Here is a 20,419-nt window from a genome sequence, read left to right as displayed (position 1 = left end):
GCCTTGCACAGCTTCCTCGAACAAATTGTTGCAGATCACATGACCAGCACGCCGAAAGTCGTCACGCGCGACCTCACTTTGCGTGAGCTTTGTGATCTCTTCCAAAGGGATGATTTCAACACCTATCCCGTTGAAGATCGCTCGCAAGTCATCGGCGTGGTTTCAAAGTTGGATGTCCTGTCGCGCTTTGTCTTCACCCCCGCTCGCATCATGCCGCGCCATGATGATCTGATGAACTTGACGGCTATAGACGTGATGACGCCGGAGTTCATTTATGTTGGAAGAGAGACGAAATTGACGAGGGTGCTTGAGCTCATAGTCAATCATCGGATCAGAAGCATGCCAGTGATCGAGACGGGTCAACGTCTTGCCGGGATCATTTCGCGCAGCGACGTGCTGCGCGCTTTGCAACGGTGCTCCCACGGCGCCTAACAGCTGCAACAGGAGGTCGCTATGCCTGTCGATTCGAGACTTGTTTCCCTATGAGTGGTGTCAGTTTTCGTGATTTTCGCCACTGCCCTGGCCTGGGTCGACTTTCACGGGGCGACATCCCAACAGCCAACGTCGAATGCCCGAAGGCGACACGCCATCTGAAATCGCTCGCTGAAGCACTTGGTCTGGGCTCGGGCCCGCACCGAACCAAAGCCGAAGCCGGGTTGCCGGGCAGATGCCTCCGCAAAGAGAATGCGACAATGCCATCTCAAATGACCAAATCGATGACCCATGGCGAAGCCGGGTTAACGTTGTTTTTCGTGGTGATTGCCTATCTGTGCCTTCTTGCCGCGGCCAAAGCGTTGGATGGGCCCTTCGCCTTCCACGCATCGCTTGGTCTTATCGCAAGCGCCGGCGCCGCATTCGCTATCCTCAACCGCTACTTCGATCGTCCAGCGGCGCTGCCGGCGCAGGAGGTTGATGGATGGCCCAACTACAATCTAGGCCCAGTAAAGTTTGCAGCTACAATGGCCATGTTTTGGGGAATTACGGGTTTCGCGGTCGGCCTTCTGATCGCTTCACAGCTTGCCTGGCCCGCACTCAATTTTGATCTGCCCTGGACGAGCTTTGGTCGTTTGCGGCCACTGCACACTTCGGCCGTGATCTTCGCGTTTGGCGGCAACGTGCTGATCGCTTCCTCCTTCTATGTGGTGCAGAAGACCTGCCGCACGCGACTCGCCGGCGATCTTGCACCCTGGTTCGTGGTGCTCGGCTACAATTTTTTCATTCTCATCGCCGGCACTGGTTACCTACACGGAGTTACGCAGAGCAAGGAGTATGCGGAGCCCGAGTGGTACTCGGATCTTTGGTTGACCATCGTCTGGGTAACCTATTTCCTTGTTTTTCTGGTGACGATCATCAAGCGCAAGGAGCCGCACATCTTCGTCGCCAACTGGTTCTATCTAGCTTTCATCGTCACCATCGCGGTACTGCATCTCGGCAATAATGCCGCGCTGCCGGTGTCGGTGTTCGGCTCAAAATCCTACATCGTTTGGGGCGGCGTTCAGGACGCGATGTTCCAGTGGTGGTACGGCCACAACGCGGTCGGCTTCTTGCTAACCGCCGGCTTTCTCGCGATCATGTACTACTTCATTCCGAAACGCGCTGAGCGGCCGGTCTATTCCTATCGGCTGTCGATCATTCACTTTTGGGCGCTGATCTTCCTCTACATCTGGGCCGGTCCGCACCATCTGCACTACACGGCGCTGCCGGACTGGGCGCAGACGCTCGGCATGACGTTCTCGATCATGCTGTGGATGCCCTCCTGGGGCGGCATGATCAACGGCCTGATGACGCTGTCGGGCGCCTGGGACAAGCTCCGCACCGATCCCGTGCTGCGCATGCTCGTCGTATCGGTCGCTTTCTACGGCATGTCGACCTTCGAAGGGCCGATGATGTCGGTCAAAGTGGTCAACTCGCTCAACCACTACACCGACTGGACCATCGGGCACGTCCACTCTGGCGCGTTGGGCTGGGTCGGCTTCATCTCCTTCGGCGCGCTGTATTGCCTCGTGCCCTGGATCTGGAATCGCAAGGGCCTGTACAGCCTAAGGCTCGTCAACTGGCACTTCTGGATCGCGACGCTAGGCATCGTGCTTTACATCTCAGCGATGTGGGTGTCCGGAATCCTGCAGGGGCTGATGTGGCGGTCCTACACATCGCTCGGCTTCCTCGAATATTCCTTCATCGAGAGCGTCGAAGCGATGCACCCCTTCTACATCATCCGCGCCGCTGGCGGAGCGCTCTTCCTGATCGGCTCACTGATTATGGCTTATAATCTCTGGATGACGGTGCGGGTCCCTGAGGCCGACGTGCAGTCGTCAGTCGCTCTTCAGGCGGCCGAATGAGGAGCTCGTCAATGTCTTTCTGGGCGCGACATCATGTTTTCGAGAAGAACTCGATCATCTTGATCGGTGGCATTCTCGCGATGATCGCGATCGGCGGCCTGGTCGAGATCACTCCGCTATTCTACTTGAAGAGCACGATCGAGGCGGTCGATGGGGTGCGACCCTACACGCCGCTCGAACTTACGGGACGCAACATCTACGTGCGCGAGGGCTGTTACCTCTGCCACTCTCAGATGATCCGCCCATTACGTGACGAGGTAGAGCGCTATGGTCACTTCTCGCTCGCGGCCGAGAGCATGTACGACCATCCGTTCCAGTGGGGATCGAAGCGCACCGGGCCTGACCTCGCTCGGGCCGGTGCAAAGTATTCCGACGAATGGCACGTGCGCCATCTTACTGATCCCCGCTCGATCGTCCCGCAATCAGTGATGCCGGGCTATGCATTCCTGGCTAAAACCGAAATCGATACCATGACGACTGCCGATAACCTGCGTACGCTGCGCGCTGTGGGCGTGCCCTACACCGATGAGCAGATTGCGAAAGCGGCTGCCGACCTGAAGGCTCAAGCCGACCCGGACAGCCCGGAGGCTGACGCCTTTGCCGCGCGCTATCCAAAGGCGATCGCGCGCAATTTCGATGGCAATGGGGGCGCACCGACGGAGATGGACGCGTTAATCGCTTACCTGCAGATGCTCGGCACGCTTGTAGACTTCAAGCTCTACAACGAAAAAGCCAACCTCCGTTGAGGTTAGATGATGAGAGCCATCATCACGATCCAGAACGTTGCATCTGATCTCGTGACAACGTTCTGGACCCCGATCTTCGTCACGATCTTCGCTTTTATCGTGACCTACGCTCTTTGGCCTCGCAACAAGGCTGCCTTTGATAAGGCAGCGCGCATGCCGCTGCGGCGGGATTGAACCATGACCGATCACATCAAAATCGATAGCGTCTCGGGAACTGCGACCACGGGCCATCAGTGGGACGGCATTAAGGAATTGAACACACCGCTGCCGCGCTGGTGGGTTGTGACTTTCTATCTCACGATAATCTGGGCGATCGGCTATTGGATCGTCTATCCGGCCTGGCCGCTACTCACTGGGAACACGACTGGTATCCTCCATTACTCATCCCGCGCCGATGTCGCAGTGGAGCTTGCCAAGCTCAAAAAGATGCGCGGCGAGAAGATGGCCGCCATGGCCGCAGCTTCCCTTAGCGACATCGAAAAGGACCGGGCCCTGCTTGCGTTAGCGCGGGCCCGCGGCAAGACGGCCTTCGGCGATAATTGCGCGCCGTGCCACGGCACGGGTGCGACCGGCTCGAAGGGCTACCCGAACTTGAACGACGACGACTGGCTGTGGGGCGGCAGCCTCGAACAAATCATGCAAACGATCCGTTTCGGCGCACGCTCCGGCAACGACAATGGCCATCAGGGAGAAATGGTTGCCTTCGGGAAGGACGGCATGTTGAACCCCGAACAGATCGTCACAGTTGCCAACTACGTGCGCTCGCTCTCGGGCCTGCCGACGCGGGCGGACTATAGTGCGGCTGAGGGCGCTAAGATCTTCGCGGAAAATTGCGTGGCCTGTCACGGCGAGAATGCCAAAGGCAACCAAGAGGTCGGCGCGCCTGATCTCACTGACAAGATATGGTTGTACGGTTCGGAGGAGGCTACTCTCGTCGAGACCATCACCAACGGTCGCGCCGGCGTGATGCCTGCGTGGGATGGCCGGCTCGATCCACTCACGTTGAAGGCGATGGCGGCCTACGTGCACTCGCTTGGTGGAGGCAAATAATGTTACTCGGCGCGACAAAAGCAGGGATCCATTGAACTGAAACGATCGCGCCGCAGGCTCAATTGCTACGTTCGACATCGCGAAACAGCATGAATAAGCCCGTGACACCCGAAGAGCTGCAATACGACCGCGGGCCGCTCTATGCTGCCCGTAAGAAGGTTTATCCACAAAGTGTTTCGGGGACTTTCCGCCGGATCAAATGGGCGCTGATGGCCGTGTGCCTCGGCGTCTATTACTTCCTCCCATTCGTGCGCTGGAATCGAGGTCCGGGTGCGCCCGACCAAGCGGCGCTGATCGATTTCTCGAACGGGCGATTCTATTTCTTCTCCATCGAGCTCTGGCCACAGGAGGTGTACTACTTCACCGGCCTACTGATCCTCGCGGCGGTGACCCTGTTCCTGATGAATTCCATTGGCGGCCGCATCTGGTGCGGCTATCTCTGCCCGCAAACGATGTGGACCGATCTGTTCTATGCCGTCGAGCGTTGGATCGAAGGCGACCGCCGCGCGCGCATGAAGAAGGACTCGGCGGCTCATCCGTGGACTCTCGGGCGCATTTGCGAAGTTATTCTGAAGTACGCGATGTGGCTCATGATCGCCTGCTGGACCGGCGGCGCCTGGGTGCTTTATTTCAGCGATGCGCCGAATCTTGTGAGGGATCTCGCAGCCTTCCAGGGGGCGATGGTCGCGTACCTCTGGATCGGAATTCTGACCGCCACGACCTATCTCCTGGCCGGCCACATGCGCGAGCAGGTCTGCACCTATATGTGTCCCTGGCCGCGCATCCAGGCCTCGCTCACCGACGAATGGGCGCTCAACGTCGCCTATCGCTACGACCGCGGCGAGAAGCGCACTTCGCTGAAGAAGGCAGCCGAATTGCGCGCCCTCGGCGAACATGTTGGCGATTGCGTCGACTGTTATCAATGCGTCGCCGTCTGTCCGACTGGGGTGGATATCCGCAAAGGCCCGCAGCTGGAGTGCATACAGTGCGGCCTGTGCATCGATGCCTGCGACGCGGTGATGAAGAAGATTGGCCGGCCAACGCGCCTGATCGGCTACGATAACGAAATCAACATCCTGCGCCGCCAGCAAGGTCGCCTACCGATCAGCCGAATCGTCCGGCCGCGCACAATCATCTACGGCCTATTCATCGCCTTGATCGGAGGCATCATGTTGTACACACTGACCACACGCTCATTACTAGAGATCAATGTGCTGCACGACCGGAACCCGGTTGCGGTGAAGCTCAGCGACGGCTCGATCCGCAACGCCTACACCATGCGCCTGCTCAACAAGAGTGGCTTCGATCGCGTCGTAGCGATCGATGTCGATGGTCCCGTCAATGCGGCTGTGCATTTGGTGGGTGCGGATTCGGTGACGCCGGACCGCCCCGAGGTCGTGATCGGACGCGACCAGACAACCGAATTACGCCTGCTCGTTACCGCGCCTGAAGTGAACACCCGAGAGGGATCGATTCCGGTTCACTTCCATGTCACCGACGTCGGGCTCGGCGCGGTTGCGTCGGCCACCGACAATTTTGTCGCGCCCTAAAGTTGTCGGGAGTAACCAATGCCGGCGCGCATTTCGCAACGACCGCTCACCGGGGGTGTCGTGCTTCTCATGCTGGTCGCATTCTTCGGCGTCGTAATCGGCGTCAACGTTACCATGATGCAGCTTGCAATCGCAACGATTCCCGGCACGGAGGTGGACAGCGCATACAGAGCGAGCCTCGGTTATGAGAAGGAGATCTTAGCCGCGCGCGACCAGGACGCGCGAAAATGGAAGGTCGACGCTCAAATTCAGCGCGATGCCGAGGGGGCGGCCGTGTTGCAGGTCGAGGCGCGCGGCAAGGCGGATCGGCCGATAACCGGCCTGACATTCGCAGCCCGTCTCGAACGGCCGACCGACAAGCGCGCCGATCTCGCGGTGACACTTAAAGAAATCGGTAATGGCATCTATCGCGCCCGTTTTGATGGGATCGCCCCCGGGCAATGGGATCTAGTGCTGGAAGGCGGTCAGACCGGGCAGCGCATGTTCCTGTCGAAGAACCGCGTTCTGTTGAATTGAGGCTGCATCATGAAGGGGACACGGGACCTCTCGCATTATATCAAGCACCCTGTTTCGGGGCTCGCGCATATTGACCTCGCGGTCGAGGGGGCCAATTGCGCGGGCTACGTCGCGAAAATAGAGCGCGGGCTATCGGCGCTGCCCGACGTTACGCACGCCCGTGTTAACCTGACCGACAGCCGCGTGGCGCTGGAGTGGAAAGACGGCCGGCTTGATCCGTCCCGCTTTATCGATTGCTTGGCCGAGCTCGGCTACAAGGCCTATCCATTCGAGAAGGCGAGCGCCGAGAATGCGGAGGCCGAGCAGACGCGCTTCCTATTGCGTTGTCTCGGGGTCGCGGCGTTCGCCGCTATGAACGTGATGATGCTGTCGATCCCGGTCTGGTCGGGCAATGTCAGCGACATGCTGTCCGAACAGCGCGATTTCTTTCACTGGCTCTCCGCGCTCATCGTACTGCCGGCCGCCGCCTATGCGGGTCAGCCATTTTTCCGCTCCGCTTTTCGCGCACTGAAGGTGGGCAGTGTGAACATGGATGTCCCGATTTCGATCGGTGTCATCCTTGCGCTGGGCATGAGCGTGATCGAGACCATCAATCATGCCGAACACGCCTATTTCGATGCGGCAATCATGCTGCTCACCTTCCTGCTGGTCGGGCGCTATCTCGACCAGAACATGAGGCGGAGGACTCGGGCTGTCGTCACCAATCTCGCCGCATTAAAGGCGGAAACTGCCAACAAGTTCGTTGGAACCGATGAAGTTCGTAAGGTGCCGGCCGCCGCGATTGCACCCGGCGACATCGTGCTGTTGCGGGCAGGCGAGCGCTGCGCAGTCGACGGCACGGTCGTAGAGGGGCAGTCCGAACTCGACCAGAGCCTGATCACTGGCGAAACGATGCACGTGACGATCGGCGAAGGCAACTTGATCTACGCCGGGTCGCTGAATATTTCCGGAACCCTGCGGGTGCGGGTGTCAGCGGCTTCCGAGGCCACGCTGCTTTCGGAGATTACCCGGCTGCTCGACAACGCACTTGCCGCGCGGTAGCGCTATACGCGGCTCGCGGATCGCGCCTCCCGGCTCTATGCACCGGTGGTCCATGCGACAGCGCTTCTGACAGTCCTGGGCTGGGTTTTGTCAGGCGCCAGCTGGCATGATGCCACCGTCACCGGCGTCGCCGTTCTCATCATTACCTGCCCTTGCGCATTGGGGCTGGCAATCCCAACGGTTCAGACGGTAGCGTCGGGCGCCTTATTCAAGGCAGGTGTCCTGCTCAACGCGGGCGACGCGATTGAGCGGCTGGCGGAGATCGACCATGTCATCTTCGATAAGACAGGCACGCTCACGCTGCCAGAACCCGAGATGACCAACATAGCTGACATCCCAGCGGATATGTTAGCGCTCGCCGGCCAGCTTGCTTTATCGAGCCATCATCCCGTCGCCGCGGTCGTCGCGCAAACGGCGCGCGCAAAATCGCCGCTGGTCGGCGCGATCGAAGAGCCAGGACGGGGGGTGCGCAGAAAGATCGGGGATGTTGAGATCAGGCTGGGCAAACCATCATTCTGCGGCGCAGAATGCTTGGTAAAGGAGCGGGTCGATCCTGAAGCTTCGATCGTCGCTTTTAGCCGAGGCGAGGAAAAATACTTGTTCGGCAGGCCCTGCGTCCGGATGCACTAGCAGTCGTCGCCGGACTCCAAGAGCGCGGCATAGAAGTCGAAATCCTCTCGGGCGACCGTGAAGCGGCCGTCCACGCCGCTGCCAGCACGCTTAAGATCAACGCGTGGCGCGCCGGCTGACAAAGTCGCGCGGATCGAGGAACTGAAACAGAGAGGTCTCAACGTCCTGATGGTCGGGGACGGAATGAACGATGCGCCCTCGCTCGCCGCCGCAGATGTGTCCATGTCGCCGGTCAGTGCCGCGCATTTGAACCGGTCTGCGGCCGATCTGGTGTTCCTCGGCAAACCGCTGATTCCGGTGCTGGTCGCAGTGGATTTTGCGCGCAAATCCTTGCACTTGATGCGGCAGAACCTCTGGCTTGCCGTCGGCTACAACCTCGTTGCCGTCCCGATTGCGATCGCTGGACTTGTCACGCCGCTGATCGCGGCCGCAGCAATGTTAGGCTCCTCGACGTTGGTTATGTTCAATGCGCTCCGTGCGCGCAACGCCTCCAGGACACTGTAGTGGAAGTACTGGTCATTCTCGTTCCACTGGCGCTGGCGCTAGGGCTTGTCGGCCTGTTTGGCTTTCTCTGGTCGCTCAACAACGGTCAGTACGAAGACCTGGACGGGGCAGCCTGGCGGGCGATCGCAGATGATTGAAATCGGAGGGCCTATATCTATGTAATCTTTGATTCCGACGCGGATAGGCCAGACAAAACCCTAAGCTAAACCCAAGCACCAAAAGGACAATAAAGTCTTGCTTACCTTGCTTGGAAACCCGACCAAGATCCCATGCCAGCGACGACCGTTTGGGGTAAAGGCTATGTCACGTGGCGATTCTGACATCGCCTCGATCGTGTCAAGCGAGGTTGGAGGCCGTTTGGTCGAGCTTTAGCGAGGAAGCCGACGAACAATACGGCCACGCTGGAAATTTAAAGAAACACGTCCTCCACATAGCTGCAGTGCTCAAGGCCGCCTGGAACGGTGGCCAGCGCTCTCCCGGTGTCGAAAAGTGGCGCGGCCAAACTCGACCCAGCCAATTGCGCATACCATTCCTTCGGCTGCTAAGGTCTTGCCCGTTAAGGGTAGTAGTTCGCGCGCATTCGGGCGTGTCGGATCGCTGTGGCACGCCGCGATCGACAGTATCGTCCGTCTCTTCGTCTAACGCGGTTAGGTAACTGGAATGCTCTCGAAACACCAGAAATATCGCGCCGATCCAAGTACGGTTGCAATGAGCGTATTGATGCTGCGTGGCGCGGGAGCAGCACGTGATCGCTACCATCTTGGCTACCATCTTGTATGTGGCGAGCGTCGATCAAACTTGGCTCTAACTGTATCGGCTATTGGCGACTTCGGCATTAGCCAGAACCTCGATCAATCTGCCTCTGTCGCAAAGCAAACGCGCCTCATGTCTGGAACCCGCCAAGCTGTTCGCGAACGCGACATTGGGCCCTAAAAATCGCGGGCGTTCTGCTGCACTACTGGCCCAAATTGTGGGCGGCTTACGCGCGAGGGAAGGTGGGCTGCGGCGACAGAATGGGAGGTTCAGGACTCTATCTGCCAAGCGACGATGCGGTTGTTGGTCCAGCGTCGGCAATAGAGGCCGGCTGCCCGCTTCACGCCGATAGATCTCACATTCAGCAGGGCCTTTGCTGACGTGGCGCTGTGAACGGCAAGATTGGCGCTGCCACCACTCCGCAACGGCTTGGAATCCATCAAGGTGACTTTTGCACGTGTGGTGCTGGCCTGCTTTTTGCTAAAGGACGTCAGCAATTCGTCACAGCCAAACGGATCGCACGGGAGGCGTCATGGGCGCGGCGACGGAAACGTATTACAGCGTGATCAGGCGGCAGGGCATCACGCGTCGGAGCTTTCAAAAATTCTGCAGCCTGACCGCCGCGAGTCTTGGGCTCGGCTCGCTCGCGGCGAGCCGCATTGCCGATGCGCTCGAGACCAAGCCACGCGTGCCGGTCATCTGGATGCACGGCCTTGAATGCACCTGCTGCTCGGAAAGCTTCATCCGCTCCGCGCATCCTTTGGTGAAGGATACCGTGCTATCTATGATCTCGCTTGACTATGACGACACTATCATGGCTGCCGCCGGGCACCAGGCGGAGGCTATTCTCGAAGAAACCCGCGCCAAGCACAAGGGCAAGTATGTGCTCGCGGTTGAAGGCAATCCGCCACTCAACGAAGGTGGAATGTTCTGCATCGACGGCGGCAAGCCGTTCCTCGACAAGCTGAAGATGATGGCCGAGAACGCGATGGCGATCATTGCTTGGGGCGCCTGCGCTTCCTGGGGCTGCGTGCAGGCCGCGAAACCCAATCCTACGCAGGCGACGCCCATCGACAAGGTGATCACCAATAAGCCGATCATCAAGGTGCCGGGCTGTCCGCCGATTGCGGAAGTCATGACCGCCGTCGTCACCTTCATCACTACTTTCGGCAAGCTGCCCGAACTCGACAGCCAGGGTCGGCCGAAAATGTTCTACTCGCAGCGCATCCACGACAAATGCTACCGGCGGCCGCATTTCGACGCTGGCCAGTTCGTTGAAAAATGGGACGATGAAGCCGCGCGGAAAGGCTATTGCCTCTACAAGATGGGGTGCAAAGGCCCAACCACCTACAATGCTTGCTCGACGGTGCGCTGGAACGATGGGGTGTCTTTCCCGATCCAATCAGGCCATGGCTGCATCGGCTGCTCTGAGGACGGTTTCTGGGACAAGGGCTCGTTCTACGACCGTCTCACCAACGTCAAGCAGTTCGGCATTGAGAAGAATGCCGACCAGATCGGCATGGCGGCGGCCGGCGCCGTTGGCGCGGCGGTGGCCGCGCATGCGGCCCTGACCGCGGTGAAGCGCCTCGCCAGCAAGCGGTAAGATGCCGCGAAGACCACTAGTCAAATTCTGGGGAAGATGACGATGGGCCTCCAGACACCCAACGGGTTCAAGCTCGACAATTCCGGCAAGCGCATCGTCGTCGATCCGCTGACCCGGATCGAAGGTCACATGCGCGTCGAGGTCAATGTCGACTCCGACAATGTGATCCGTAATGCAGTTTCCACGGGCACGATGTGGCGCGGCATCGAGACAATCTTGAAGGGCCGCGATCCGCGCGACGCCTGAGCGTTCACCGAACGAATCTGTGGCGTCTGCACTGGCACGCACGCGCTCACCTCGGTACGCGCGGTTGAGAATGCGCTCGGCATCACTATCCCCGAGAACGCCAACTCGATCCGCAACATTATGCAGCTCTGCCTGCAGGTGCACGACCACCTCGTGCACTTCTATCACCTGCACGCGTTGGATTGGGTCGACGTGTTCTCGGCGCTCAAGGCCGATCCCAAGGCGACCGCGACGCTGGCACAATCGGTCTCGTCCTGGCCGCTGTCGTCGCCCGGCTATTTCAAGAACCTGCAGGTACGGCTCACGAAATTCGTCGAGTCCGGCCAGCTCGGTCCTTTCAAGAACGGCTATTGGGGACACGCCGCGTATAAGCTGCCGCCGGAAGCGAACCTGATGGCCGTCGCCCATTATCTGGAAGCGCTCGACTTCCAGAAGGAGATCGTCAAGATCCACACCATTTATGGCGGCAAGAACCCGCATCCGAACTGGCTGGTCGGGGGCGTGCCCTGCGCCATCAATGTCGACGGCACCGGTGCGGTCGGCGCCATCAACATGGAGCGGCTGAACCTCGTTTCCTCGATTGTCGATCGCTGCATCGAGTTCACCGAGCAGGTCTATCTACCCGATATCGTTGCGATCGGCTCGTTCTATAAGGAGTGGCTCTATGGCGGCGGCCTGTCCGGCAAGAGCGTGATGTCCTATGGCGATATCCCCGAGAACGCCAACAATTATTCGGCGAAAAGCCTGAAGCTGCCGCGCGGCGTGATCATCAATGGCAACCTCAATGAGGTGCTGCCGATTGATCATGGCGATCCCGAGCAGATCCAAGAATTCGTCACCCACTCCTGGTACAAATATGCCGACGAGTCCAAGGGATTGCATCCTTGGGACGGCGTCACCGAGCCGAATTACGTGCTTGGCCCCAAGGCCAAGGGCACCAAGACCGACGTCAAGGAGTTCGACGAAGGCGGCAAATATTCTTGGATCAAGGCGCCGCGCTGGCGTGGCAATGCCGTCGAGGTCGGGCCGCTGGCCCGCTACATCGTCGGCTATGCCCAGAAAAAGCCGGAGTTCAAGGAGCCGACCGAGAAGCTGCTCAAGACGCTGGGACTTCCGATCACCGCGCTGTTCTCGACACTCGGCCGCACCGCGGCGCGCGCGCTGGAATGCGAGTGGGCCGCGCGCCAGATGCGCTATTTCCAGGACAAGCTGGTGGCACGCATCAAGTCCGGCGAAACCTCGACCGCCAATGTCGACAAGTGGAAGCCGGAGAACTGGCCGAAGGAAGCCAAGGGCTACGGCTTCACCGAGGCACCGCGCGGCGCGCTCGCGCACTGGATCAAGATAAAGGACGCCAAGATCGAAAACTACCAGTGTGTCGTACCGACCACCTGGAATGGCTCGCCGCGCGATCCCAAGGGCAATATAGGCGCCTTCGAGGCCTCCCTGTTGGATACGCCGATGGCCGACCCGGAGAAGCCGTTGGAGATTCTGCGCACCATTCATTCCTTCGATCCATGCCTGGCGTGCGCGACCCATGTGATGAGTTCGGACGGTCAGGAAATGGCTTCGGCCAAAGTTCGGTAGCGAGGTGGCCATGCTGGACAAGAACCAGCCCGTACTCACCGTCGTCGTCGATGCGGCGAGGAGCGATTTCAGCGTCGAGAGTGATGTCTACGTCTACGAAGCGCCGGTGCGGCTGTGGCATTGGGTCAATGCGGCAGCAATTCTGGTGCTAGGCGTAACAGGGTACTTTATCGGCGCTGGGACACCGACCATGTCGGGAGAGGCCACCGATAATTACCTGTTCGGCTACGTCCGCTTTGCGCATTTCTCCGTAGGTTACGTGCTCACGATCGGCTTCCTCTTGCGCATCTATTGGATGTTCATGGGCAGCCCCCATGCCAGGCAGATCTTTTACGTGCCGTTCTGGCGCAAGAACTTCTGGGCCGACTTATGGCACGAGATGTGCTGGTACGCTTTCGTGAAGGCCAAGCCCAAGAAATATGTCGGGCACAATCCGCTCGCCCAGCTCGCGATGTTTTCCATGTTCACCCTCACGATCGCCTTCATGATCGGCACCGGCTTTGCACTGTATGCGCAAGGAGCCGGCAACAACAGCTGGCAATATAAGCTGTTTGGTTGGGTATTTTCGATCTGGCCGAACAGCCAGGACGTTCACACCTGGCATCACCTCGGGCTTTGGATGATCGTGACGTTTGTGCTCGTTCACATCTATTCAGCCATCCGTGAGGATATCATGTCGCGCCAGGGCAGTATCTCCTCGATGATCTCGGGCGGGCGTGAATTCCGTGATTGATGGAGGAGTGCCGATGCCGACCGTGGAGGAGACGATCAAGCGTATCCTGGTGCTTGGCATCGGCAACATTCTGTGGGCCGATGAGGGTTTTGGGGTGCGGGTGGTGGAGGAATTCCATCGCCGCTACGCCGTTTCCGACAACGTCACCATTCTGGATGGCGGCACACGGGGGCTCTACCTTGTGAACTATCTCGAGGACGCCGATTGCCTGATTGTGTTTGACGCAATCGACTATGACCTTGATCCCGGGGAATTGAAGCTCGTCCGCGACGAGGAGGTACCGAAATTCACCGGTGCCAAGAAGATGAGCCTGCATCAGACGGGATTCCAGGAGGTCTTGAGTGCCGCAGACCTGCTCGGCCGCTGTCCTGGCCAGCTCGCGCTAATCGGCTGTCAGCCGCTGAACCTAGAGGATTGGGGTGGACCGCTGACTGATCCTGTGCGTACTCAGATTGCATCTGCAATCGAGTTGGCATGCGAGCTTCTCACAGAGTGGGGATCGCCGCCACAATTGCGCACCACACCCCTGCCGGCGTCGGAACGCTTGCTCGCCAATGACATCGATCATCTGAGCTACGAAATGAGGGCGCGGCCGGCCTAGCCGCCGCTGGATTGACATGTGCCTTGGTCTACCGATGACAATTGTCGAAACCGACGGCGTCTCCGCGCTCTGCGAATATGGCAATGAGCGGCGGCGCGTCTCCGTGCTGCTGCTCTCGGAGCCGCCGGTCGGTGCCAAGGTGCTTGTCTATATCGATACGGCGATACGGCTGTTGGACGATGACGAGGCGCGCCTGATCGCAGATGCCCTCGAAGGCCTTGGCGCGGCCCTTAATGGCCAGGATTACGTCCGCTTCTTTGCGGACCTGGTCGACCGCGAATCGCAATTGCCCGAGCATCTGCGCTGACGGGTGTGGCAATGCAGCAGAACCATAGATTTCCAGTCGGCGCAGGAAGCCTCGCCCCAGCGCATGGCGGCCTGACGGCCGCCGTTCCGCTCGCCAAACTGGCCTCGCTCGATAGCGCCGAACTAGCGAAGAACTGTCCGAACGCTATTGAGCTCTTGTCGAACATCGCTAGCGCCATCGCCAGCCAGAAGAGCGACGAGCCCACGCAACTGTTCCGGCTGGGCAACCTCAATGATCTCGAGCGCAAGCTGATCGACGACATGCTGGGCGAGGGCGAAGTCGCCGGCGTCATTGCCCTGCCGGGTGGCTCGCTGGCGCAAATCCAGGAATCGGTGCTCGCCGGAATCTGGCGAATCCGCCTCGAGACCGACGCCGCTCACGACTATATCGAGGTCGGCGCGATCCCGGAAGTTGTGAAGCGCGCCGCAAGCGATCTGACGTCGAGCGCTCTCACGATTGGCGCGGCACCGGACGGTGTCATGAACGTGCTGCCGGTGCTCGCGGAAATCCGCGAACGTGCGCTGGCCTGGCGGCCGGGACTGCGCTCTCAGATCATCAATTTCACCCTGCTGCCGATGAGCCCGGTCGACATGGCGTTTCTGCAGCAAAGCGTCGGCAACGGGCCGATCCAGCTCACCTCGCGCGGCTACGGCACTTGCCGGGTGATGGCGACTGGCATCCGAAACGTCTGGTCGGTGCAGTTCTTCAGTGCCACTGACACCATCATCCTGGATACGCTGGAGGTCGGCGGCGTGCCGACGGTTGCGATGGCTGCCGACGAGGATTTCGAAGATTCCGTCGAACGCCTGCAGGAAATCATCGAGGCCTACTTCAAATGACGAAGTTCGAGAACCTTGGCATCCGGCAGGATCTTGCAGATGGCGTGCGCCTGGAGTGCGGCATCTGCTGGATCGTGTATGACCCGGCTGATGGCGATGAGGCGGCGCAGATTGCCCCAGGAACGCCCTTCGCCGCTTTGCCCAACGATTGGCGTTGTCCGAATTGCGATGCGCCCAAATCGAAGTTCATGGCGGTTGAAGATGACGTCTGACCGCGATCAGCATCCCCACACGAGCGTGCACGCCGATCCGTCAGCGTGGGGCAAGATGCTCGCCGCAGTCTATCGAGATATCGCCAATCGCGCCGTGCGCGACCTGCCGACCTTCAATAAGACCCTGAGCGTCGAAGCCATCGGCTTTCGTGCGCATGAGGGAGGGTCGTTGGTATCATGGTGACGCCCTGGTTCATGAACGTGGTCATGCTGGCGCCCGGCGACGCTTCGCAAGCGTCTCCGGCAAGGGACCCCCACCTAAGCGTCCGATTTCCGGCTGGCGACATCGAATTCGCCGTCAGCGAGATTGCGCTCGTGGGGCCAATTGCGAGCTGCTCACTGTTCTCGCCGATGTTTGAGTTCGAGGACATGGCGACCGTGCGCGCCACGGCCGGAGCAGCACTCGCGGCGCTTTTGTCTTCGGCCGACAGAGCGGCTTCACATGGGCCCGATACGTCACATATCAGTTCGATCGATCGCCGGCATTTCTTGCGGGGTTTACTGACGGAGGGGCGCGCATGAGCCTCGCCTTACCCAACGAGATCGATATCACGGTATTGCTCGCGGGCGGAAAAATTGCCGGCATCGAGATCCAGCCGCGGGCCCGGCCGCCACTGGCTCGACTGTTTGCGGGCAAGCCGGCCACTTCGCTGCTCAACGTATTGCCGAAGCTCTTCTCGTTGTGCGCGACTGCGCACCAAGTCGCATTCCTGTCCGCCGTTGCGGCGGCGCGCCGGGGCGACGTCAGCCTTGCCACGAGGCGACATCGAATCATCCTGGTCGTTATAGAGCGGCTGACGGAATTGCTGCGGGGGCTGTTTTTCGGGCACCTCGCGGGCGATATCGCCAGCGCCGGGGCCATCCGCGCTGCGGTGCAGGGGGCATCTGTGCTTATCGGCATCGCGGAGAGCGGCTGCGACCAGGTTCGATGTGAGGCGATGGCGCGGATGAGGCCTGCGCTGGCTGCTCTCGGAATAGCGGACGAAGATGGTGCCCCGACGCCGGGTAGCCCGCTCGCGCTTCGCTTGGCGACTCTCGATAAAGACGTACTGAAGCCAAACGCGGCGGAGCATTCGTTCTTGTCCGTTGCTGACGACCACAAGGTGACTGAACGGTTGCTTGCGGATGATGCGGGATTCTCTAATGCCCCCGAGCTGGACGGCCGTATTCCCGAGACAGGCGTGTGGGCGCGCCGGGTGGTGCGCGATCAGCTCCCGCCAAGCCGGTCGAGTGCGGCCGAGCGGCTCAAGGCGAGAACCGCGGAAGTCGCCCGGTTATCCGCGTGGCTGCAGGCCAGTGCAACTGCCGAGACAGCGGAGGTTGGGATCCTCGAAAGCTACACGCTGGCGGCGTGCCGAGGTGCGGCCGCGGTTGAATGTGCCAGGGGACGACTCTATCACGCGGTTGAGCTTGATCGTGAAGGGGAGATTTCGCGTTTCGAGTTCCTTGCGCCGACCGAGTGGAATTTTCACGCGCGCGGACCGGTTATCCGCAGCCTGCTGGGGGCGGCGCTGACGAGCAGAGAGGGACAAGATGCGGTGCGAGCCATAGTCGGATCGTTCGATCCGTGTGTCGGGTTCCGGCTAAATTTTCGCGAGGTTGCCGATGCACGAAATGGCGCTTTGTGAGGGAATCATCGAGATCGTCGAGCAGGAGGCCCGTCGGCGGTCGTTCTCCAAGGTGAGGACCGTTTGTCTGGAGATCGGCGCGTTGAGCCATGCCGCTCCCGAAGCGATGAGATTCTGCTTCGAGGCCGTTGCGGCGCGGACCGTCGCCAATGGCGCGGTCCTCAAGGTCGAGAAATTGCCGGGTATCGCCTGGTGCATGGGCTGTTCAAGGAGTGTTGAGATCGCGCAACGCTATGAGCCGTGTCCCTGCTGCGGCAGCTATCAGCTTCATGTGACCGCAGGCGAAGAGATGCGCGTGAAGGAGCTGGAGGTCGACTGATGTGTATCGTATGTGGCTGCAGCAAAGGGCTGCCTTCCGCTAATGCGCAGGGCGGACAAGCTCAGGACTATCATCATGATCATCCGCATGATCGTTGCGATCACCACCATGATCATGGGCATGGCGGACACGGCGCACATCATCACCATCACCATGACCATCACCACCGTCTTGGCCGTAGCCATGATCATGCGCATGCCCGAGACGGGCTTGTGAATTGCGGCTTCGACCCCGCTGGATTGAATATCATGGCTAAGAACAGCGACCGCATCATTCGGATCGAGCGTGACATCCTCGCCAAGAACAACACGATCGCAGCCGACAACCGCACACGCTTCCTTGCCGACGAGCTGCTTGTGTTCAATCTCGTCTCCAGTCCCGGCGCGGGCAAGACCTCGCTGCTCGTTCGCACCGTCTCCGAGCTCAAGGAGAACCGCCCGGTCGGAGTCGTGGTGGGTGACCAACAGACATCGAATGATGCTGACCGCATTCGCGCGACCGGCGTTACCGCGATCCAGATCAATACAGGCAACGGTTGCCATCTTGACGCCACGATGGTCGAAGAGGCCTATCGCCGCTTGCCGCCGCTCAAAGGTGGCATTCTATTCATCGAAAATGTCGGCAATCTGGTATGCCCCGCGACGTTCGATCTCGGCGAGGCCTGCAAGATCGTGGTATTCTCGACCACAGAAGGTGAAGACAAGCCGCTCAAATATCCTGACATGTTTGCGGCATCCGCGCTGATGCTCATCAACAAGATCGACTTGGCGCCGGTGCTCGAATTCGACCTGGCCCAGACCGTCGCGTATGCAAGGCGCGTGAACCCGAAGATCGAGGTACTTACGGTTTCGGCGCGTACCGGCGAAGGGTTTGCCGCGTTCTACGCCTGGATTGGCGGCAAGCAGGCAGCACATCAAAGGCGTCCCATTGTCGAGGCGGCAACGCGATGAGCCAGAGCGACGAGGCCATTACCCGCTATGGAACGAGGCTGCGCTTGCGCGTCAGTGGCGCCGTGCAGGGTGTCGGCTTTCGTCCATATGTGTATGGTCTCGCCACCCGCTATCGCTTGGCTGGCTTCGTCGCCAACGATCCCGACGGCGTGATCATCGAGGTCGAGGGCGACCGGACGTCCGATTTTGTCACCGCGTTGCCGCTCGAAAAACTTCCATTGGCGCGGATTGACTATATCTGCGTCCAGGAAGTTCGTGCGCTTGCGGAGAAAGACTTTTCGATCTGCGCCAGCGAACAAGGCAAGATCTCGACACGAATCGTCGCCGATGCCGCGACATGCCCGCAATGCCTTGATGAGTTGTTCGACCCGAGTAGCCGCTATTACCTCTATCCCTTTATCAACTGCACCCATTGCGGCCCGCGCTATACCATCGTCGAGCGGCTTCCCTACGATCGCCGCAATACCGCGATGAAGGCGTTTGCGATGTGTGAGACTTGCGCAGCCGAATATGCCGATCCGGCCAGCCGCAGGTTTCATGCCGAGGCGATTGCGTGCCCGACATGCGGACCTCAGTTGAATCACCGGATTAACGACATCGCCGCGGCGATAGCCGGCGGTAAAATCGTCGCGATTAAAGGGCTCGGCGGTTACCAGCTGCTCTGCAATGCCCGCGACCATGACGCTGTACAACGCTTGCGCAGTAGAAAGCAGCGTGACCAGAAGCCGTTCGCGGTCATGGTCGGTTGCGTGGAGCAGGTCAGCGAGATCGCGGAGGCGAACGCCGCGGAGCTTGCGCTGCTCGAATCCGCAGCCCGGCCGATCGTTCTGCTGAAGTCGCACAACAAGTTGGCTCCTTCAATTGCGCCGGGCCTGACGCGCATCGGGATAATGCTGCCGGTGGCACCGCTGCATCACCTCGTCTTCCATGCGCTTCGTTCTACGGGGGCATTGCTTGATGGTGAAGGTCCGGTCACCGTCGCCACAAGTGCCAATGCCGGCGGCGAACCGCTCCTGATCGACAACGCGCAGGCGACGAAGCGCCTCGCCGGTATCGCCGACCTGATCGTGATCCATGACCGCAATATCATCACGCGTGCCGACGATTCCGTCGTGTCGGTGGTAGCGGGACGGCGACAATTGATCCGTCGCGCCCGCGGCTATGTTCCCGAACCAATCAGCCTTGCGAGGGCCGTGCCGCCTGTGCTTGCCCTGGGCGGCGCGCTGAAATCGACTATTACGATCACGCGGGGCAACGAAGCGTTCGTTTCGCAGCACATCGGGGATCTTGATACGGTTGAGGGAATCCGCTTCTTCGAGGAGACGATTCGGCATCTCACATCGATTCTCGACGTCGAACCAGTCGTCATTGCCCATGATCTTCATCCGAATATGGCGTCGACACGCTTTGCCGAAGCAAGCGGCCGTGAGCGGATTGCTGTCCAGCACCACCATGCGCATGCTGCCGCCGTGATGGCGGAGCATGGCGTTGAAGGACCCGCCTTGGCAATTGTGCTCGATGGCTACGGCTATGGCTCCGATGGCGGCAACTGGGGTGGAGAGCTGCTACTGTGCGAACACGATGCGTTTAAGCGCATCGGGCATCTCGCGCCCCTTCAGATGCCAGGCGGAGATCGTGCAGCCCGCGAGCCTTGGCGCATTGCCAGCGCAATATTGCATTCGTTGGGACGGGAAGGCGAAATTAGAGAGCGCTTCGGAGCGCAGCCGCAGGCGGAGCGTCTGATAGCGTTGCTCCATCAACCCGACGTGCCGAGATCGACCAGCGCTGGCCGCCATTTCGACGCAGCGGCGGCGCTGCTTGGGGTCGCGACGTTGCAGAGCTACGAGGGCGAAGCCGCGATGAAGCTCGAGGCGCGTGTCCGCCGGACCGCGGTGCTCAAAGAGGGCTGGATGATCGATGGAAGCGTGCTGTCGTTTCGTCCGCTATTCGAGCATTTGCTAGCAGACAAGGTCGGTGCCACCGCGGGAGCCGAGCTGTTTCATGGCACGTTCTCGGCTGCTTGCGTGGATTGGATTATGCGTGCTGCACGCGCGACCGGAATTACCGCCGTCAGCTTAAGCGGCGGCTGCTTCCTGAATGCGGTGCTTGCGGATGAAATCCAGCAGGGCTGCATCGCGGCCGGCCTTACTCCGTTGCTACCGCGGCAGACCCCGACCAATGATGGTGGCTTGAGCCTCGGACAAGCCTGGATCGCCGCCCTGCAGATTGCTGAACGGCCGGCCGACTTGAAAGGAACAGCCTGAT

The 20,419-nt window shown here is 60.0% G+C and carries 22 protein-coding genes and 2 pseudogenes; 23 read left to right on the top strand and 1 reads right to left on the bottom strand.

Features of this window, described 5'->3' with window-relative positions; translation table 11 throughout:
* The first annotated feature begins 3 nt into the window (after positions 1–3).
* The 10 genes and pseudogenes from QA643_RS27740 (at position 4) to QA643_RS27695 (ending at position 9,309) form a co-directional block, all read left to right on the top strand.
* Positions 4–432 (top strand): CBS domain-containing protein, encoded by a 429-nt coding sequence (locus QA643_RS27740; RefSeq protein WP_283028910.1) that lies wholly within the window; start codon positions 4–6, stop codon positions 430–432.
* Positions 433–716: 284 nt separating this feature from the next.
* Positions 717–2,339 (top strand): cytochrome-c oxidase, cbb3-type subunit I, encoded by a 1,623-nt coding sequence (ccoN, locus tag QA643_RS27735; RefSeq protein WP_283034953.1) that lies wholly within the window; start codon positions 717–719, stop codon positions 2,337–2,339.
* 11 nt (positions 2,340–2,350) lie between these two features.
* Positions 2,351–3,085 (top strand): cytochrome-c oxidase, cbb3-type subunit II, encoded by a 735-nt coding sequence (gene ccoO / locus QA643_RS27730; RefSeq protein ID WP_283028909.1) that lies wholly within the window; start codon positions 2,351–2,353, stop codon positions 3,083–3,085.
* Positions 3,086–3,094: 9 nt separating this feature from the next.
* Positions 3,095–3,259, top strand: coding sequence for a cbb3-type cytochrome c oxidase subunit 3 (locus tag QA643_RS27725; protein WP_283028908.1), 165 nt, complete (start codon positions 3,095–3,097; stop codon positions 3,257–3,259).
* Between the two features lie 3 nt (positions 3,260–3,262).
* Positions 3,263–4,135 carry a cytochrome-c oxidase, cbb3-type subunit III gene (ccoP, locus tag QA643_RS27720; RefSeq protein ID WP_283028907.1) on the top strand — a complete coding sequence of 291 codons (873 nt, stop codon included), beginning with the start codon at positions 3,263–3,265 and terminating at the stop codon, positions 4,133–4,135.
* 89 nt (positions 4,136–4,224) lie between these two features.
* A complete protein-coding gene (gene ccoG / locus QA643_RS27715; RefSeq protein ID WP_283028906.1) occupies positions 4,225–5,685 on the top strand; it encodes a cytochrome c oxidase accessory protein CcoG in 1,461 nt (486 codons plus the stop codon).
* Positions 5,686–5,703: 18 nt separating this feature from the next.
* Positions 5,704–6,201 carry a FixH family protein gene (locus QA643_RS27710; protein WP_283028905.1) on the top strand — a complete coding sequence of 166 codons (498 nt, stop codon included), beginning with the start codon at positions 5,704–5,706 and terminating at the stop codon, positions 6,199–6,201.
* Positions 6,202–6,210: 9 nt separating this feature from the next.
* Positions 6,211–8,376: pseudogene (locus tag QA643_RS27705) on the top strand (heavy metal translocating P-type ATPase).
* Complete coding sequence (gene ccoS, locus QA643_RS27700; protein WP_283028904.1) at positions 8,376–8,513, top strand: cbb3-type cytochrome oxidase assembly protein CcoS; 138 nt, start codon at positions 8,376–8,378, stop codon at positions 8,511–8,513. The pseudogene QA643_RS27705 and the gene ccoS overlap by 1 nt, the downstream one beginning before the upstream one ends.
* Positions 8,514–9,036: 523 nt before the next feature.
* Positions 9,037–9,309, top strand: coding sequence for a hypothetical protein (locus QA643_RS27695; protein WP_283028903.1), 273 nt, complete (start codon positions 9,037–9,039; stop codon positions 9,307–9,309).
* An 89-nt stretch (positions 9,310–9,398) separates the two neighbouring features.
* Here QA643_RS27695 and QA643_RS27690 read toward each other — a convergent pair whose 3' ends face one another.
* Entirely contained in the window at positions 9,399–9,626 is a 228-nt protein-coding gene (locus QA643_RS27690) for a hypothetical protein (RefSeq protein ID WP_283028902.1), read from the bottom strand.
* Between the two features lie 35 nt (positions 9,627–9,661).
* Here QA643_RS27690 and QA643_RS27685 point away from each other — a divergent pair, with 35 nt between their 5' ends.
* The 13 genes and pseudogenes from QA643_RS27685 (at position 9,662) to hypF (ending at position 20,418) form a co-directional block, all read left to right on the top strand.
* The gene (locus tag QA643_RS27685) at positions 9,662–10,732 is read left to right on the top strand and encodes a hydrogenase small subunit (RefSeq protein ID WP_283028901.1); all 1,071 of its coding nucleotides are present in this window, start codon (positions 9,662–9,664) and stop codon (positions 10,730–10,732) included.
* A 42-nt stretch (positions 10,733–10,774) separates the two neighbouring features.
* Positions 10,775–12,565: pseudogene (locus QA643_RS27680) on the top strand (nickel-dependent hydrogenase large subunit).
* 10 nt (positions 12,566–12,575) lie between these two features.
* Complete coding sequence (gene cybH / locus QA643_RS27675) at positions 12,576–13,298, top strand: Ni/Fe-hydrogenase, b-type cytochrome subunit (protein WP_283034952.1); 723 nt, start codon at positions 12,576–12,578, stop codon at positions 13,296–13,298.
* Between the two features lie 13 nt (positions 13,299–13,311).
* Positions 13,312–13,899, top strand: a complete 588-nt coding sequence (locus QA643_RS27670; protein WP_283028900.1) for a HyaD/HybD family hydrogenase maturation endopeptidase — start codon at positions 13,312–13,314, stop codon at positions 13,897–13,899.
* A 16-nt stretch (positions 13,900–13,915) separates the two neighbouring features.
* The gene (locus tag QA643_RS27665) at positions 13,916–14,206 is read left to right on the top strand and encodes a HypC/HybG/HupF family hydrogenase formation chaperone (RefSeq protein ID WP_283028899.1); all 291 of its coding nucleotides are present in this window, start codon (positions 13,916–13,918) and stop codon (positions 14,204–14,206) included.
* A gap of 11 nt (positions 14,207–14,217) precedes the next feature.
* Positions 14,218–15,045, top strand: a complete 828-nt coding sequence (locus tag QA643_RS27660) for a hydrogenase expression/formation protein (RefSeq protein WP_283028898.1) — start codon at positions 14,218–14,220, stop codon at positions 15,043–15,045.
* Positions 15,042–15,257, top strand: a complete 216-nt coding sequence (locus QA643_RS27655) for a rubredoxin (protein ID WP_283028897.1) — start codon at positions 15,042–15,044, stop codon at positions 15,255–15,257. The genes QA643_RS27660 and QA643_RS27655 overlap by 4 nt, the downstream gene beginning before the upstream one ends.
* Entirely contained in the window at positions 15,247–15,441 is a 195-nt protein-coding gene (gene hybE, locus QA643_RS38780; RefSeq protein ID WP_349253234.1) for a [NiFe]-hydrogenase assembly chaperone HybE, read from the top strand. The genes QA643_RS27655 and hybE (QA643_RS38780) overlap by 11 nt, the downstream gene beginning before the upstream one ends.
* Entirely contained in the window at positions 15,435–15,779 is a 345-nt protein-coding gene (gene hybE / locus QA643_RS38775) for a [NiFe]-hydrogenase assembly chaperone HybE (RefSeq protein WP_349253233.1), read from the top strand. Before hybE (QA643_RS38780) ends, hybE (QA643_RS38775) begins: the two co-directional genes overlap by 7 nt.
* Entirely contained in the window at positions 15,776–16,885 is a 1,110-nt protein-coding gene (locus QA643_RS27645; protein WP_283028896.1) for a nickel-dependent hydrogenase large subunit, read from the top strand. The genes hybE (QA643_RS38775) and QA643_RS27645 overlap by 4 nt, the downstream gene beginning before the upstream one ends.
* Positions 16,863–17,204, top strand: a complete 342-nt coding sequence (gene hypA, locus QA643_RS27640; protein ID WP_283028895.1) for a hydrogenase maturation nickel metallochaperone HypA — start codon at positions 16,863–16,865, stop codon at positions 17,202–17,204. Before QA643_RS27645 ends, hypA begins: the two co-directional genes overlap by 23 nt.
* Entirely contained in the window at positions 17,204–18,154 is a 951-nt protein-coding gene (gene hypB, locus QA643_RS27635) for a hydrogenase nickel incorporation protein HypB (protein ID WP_283034951.1), read from the top strand. Before hypA ends, hypB begins: the two co-directional genes overlap by 1 nt.
* Positions 18,151–20,418 (top strand): carbamoyltransferase HypF, encoded by a 2,268-nt coding sequence (gene hypF / locus QA643_RS27630; protein WP_283028894.1) that lies wholly within the window; start codon positions 18,151–18,153, stop codon positions 20,416–20,418. The genes hypB and hypF overlap by 4 nt, the downstream gene beginning before the upstream one ends.
* The last annotated feature ends 1 nt before the right edge of the window (position 20,419 follow it).

It is taken from the genome of Bradyrhizobium sp. CB3481 (assembly GCF_029714305.1).
Lineage (GTDB): Bacteria > Pseudomonadota > Alphaproteobacteria > Rhizobiales > Xanthobacteraceae > Bradyrhizobium.
The sequence above is the reverse complement of the archived record's forward strand: the minus strand, read 5'-3'. Positions and strand labels throughout refer to the sequence as shown.

Bases quoted from the DNA above. Each gene is read 5' to 3' on its own strand.
- ccoN (WP_283034953.1), top strand. From the start codon at position 717: ATGACCCATGGCGAAGCCGGGTTAACGTTGTTTTTCGTGGTGATTGCC.
- ccoO (WP_283028909.1), top strand. From the start codon at position 2,351: ATGTCTTTCTGGGCGCGACATCATGTTTTCGAGAAGAACTCGATCATC.
- QA643_RS27725 (WP_283028908.1), top strand. From the start codon at position 3,095: ATGAGAGCCATCATCACGATCCAGAACGTTGCATCTGATCTCGTGACA.
- ccoP (WP_283028907.1), top strand. From the start codon at position 3,263: ATGACCGATCACATCAAAATCGATAGCGTCTCGGGAACTGCGACCACG.
- ccoG (WP_283028906.1), top strand. From the start codon at position 4,225: ATGAATAAGCCCGTGACACCCGAAGAGCTGCAATACGACCGCGGGCCG.
- QA643_RS27710 (WP_283028905.1), top strand. From the start codon at position 5,704: ATGCCGGCGCGCATTTCGCAACGACCGCTCACCGGGGGTGTCGTGCTT.
- QA643_RS27695 (WP_283028903.1), top strand. From the start codon at position 9,037: ATGCTCTCGAAACACCAGAAATATCGCGCCGATCCAAGTACGGTTGCA.
- QA643_RS27685 (WP_283028901.1), top strand. From the start codon at position 9,662: ATGGGCGCGGCGACGGAAACGTATTACAGCGTGATCAGGCGGCAGGGC.
- cybH (WP_283034952.1), top strand. From the start codon at position 12,576: ATGCTGGACAAGAACCAGCCCGTACTCACCGTCGTCGTCGATGCGGCG.
- QA643_RS27670 (WP_283028900.1), top strand. From the start codon at position 13,312: ATGCCGACCGTGGAGGAGACGATCAAGCGTATCCTGGTGCTTGGCATC.
- QA643_RS27665 (WP_283028899.1), top strand. From the start codon at position 13,916: ATGTGCCTTGGTCTACCGATGACAATTGTCGAAACCGACGGCGTCTCC.
- QA643_RS27660 (WP_283028898.1), top strand. From the start codon at position 14,218: ATGCAGCAGAACCATAGATTTCCAGTCGGCGCAGGAAGCCTCGCCCCA.
- QA643_RS27655 (WP_283028897.1), top strand. From the start codon at position 15,042: ATGACGAAGTTCGAGAACCTTGGCATCCGGCAGGATCTTGCAGATGGC.
- hybE (WP_349253234.1), top strand. From the start codon at position 15,247: ATGACGTCTGACCGCGATCAGCATCCCCACACGAGCGTGCACGCCGAT.
- hybE (WP_349253233.1), top strand. From the start codon at position 15,435: ATGGTGACGCCCTGGTTCATGAACGTGGTCATGCTGGCGCCCGGCGAC.
- QA643_RS27645 (WP_283028896.1), top strand. From the start codon at position 15,776: ATGAGCCTCGCCTTACCCAACGAGATCGATATCACGGTATTGCTCGCG.
- hypA (WP_283028895.1), top strand. From the start codon at position 16,863: ATGCACGAAATGGCGCTTTGTGAGGGAATCATCGAGATCGTCGAGCAG.
- hypB (WP_283034951.1), top strand. From the start codon at position 17,204: ATGTGTATCGTATGTGGCTGCAGCAAAGGGCTGCCTTCCGCTAATGCG.
- hypF (WP_283028894.1), top strand. From the start codon at position 18,151: ATGAGCCAGAGCGACGAGGCCATTACCCGCTATGGAACGAGGCTGCGC.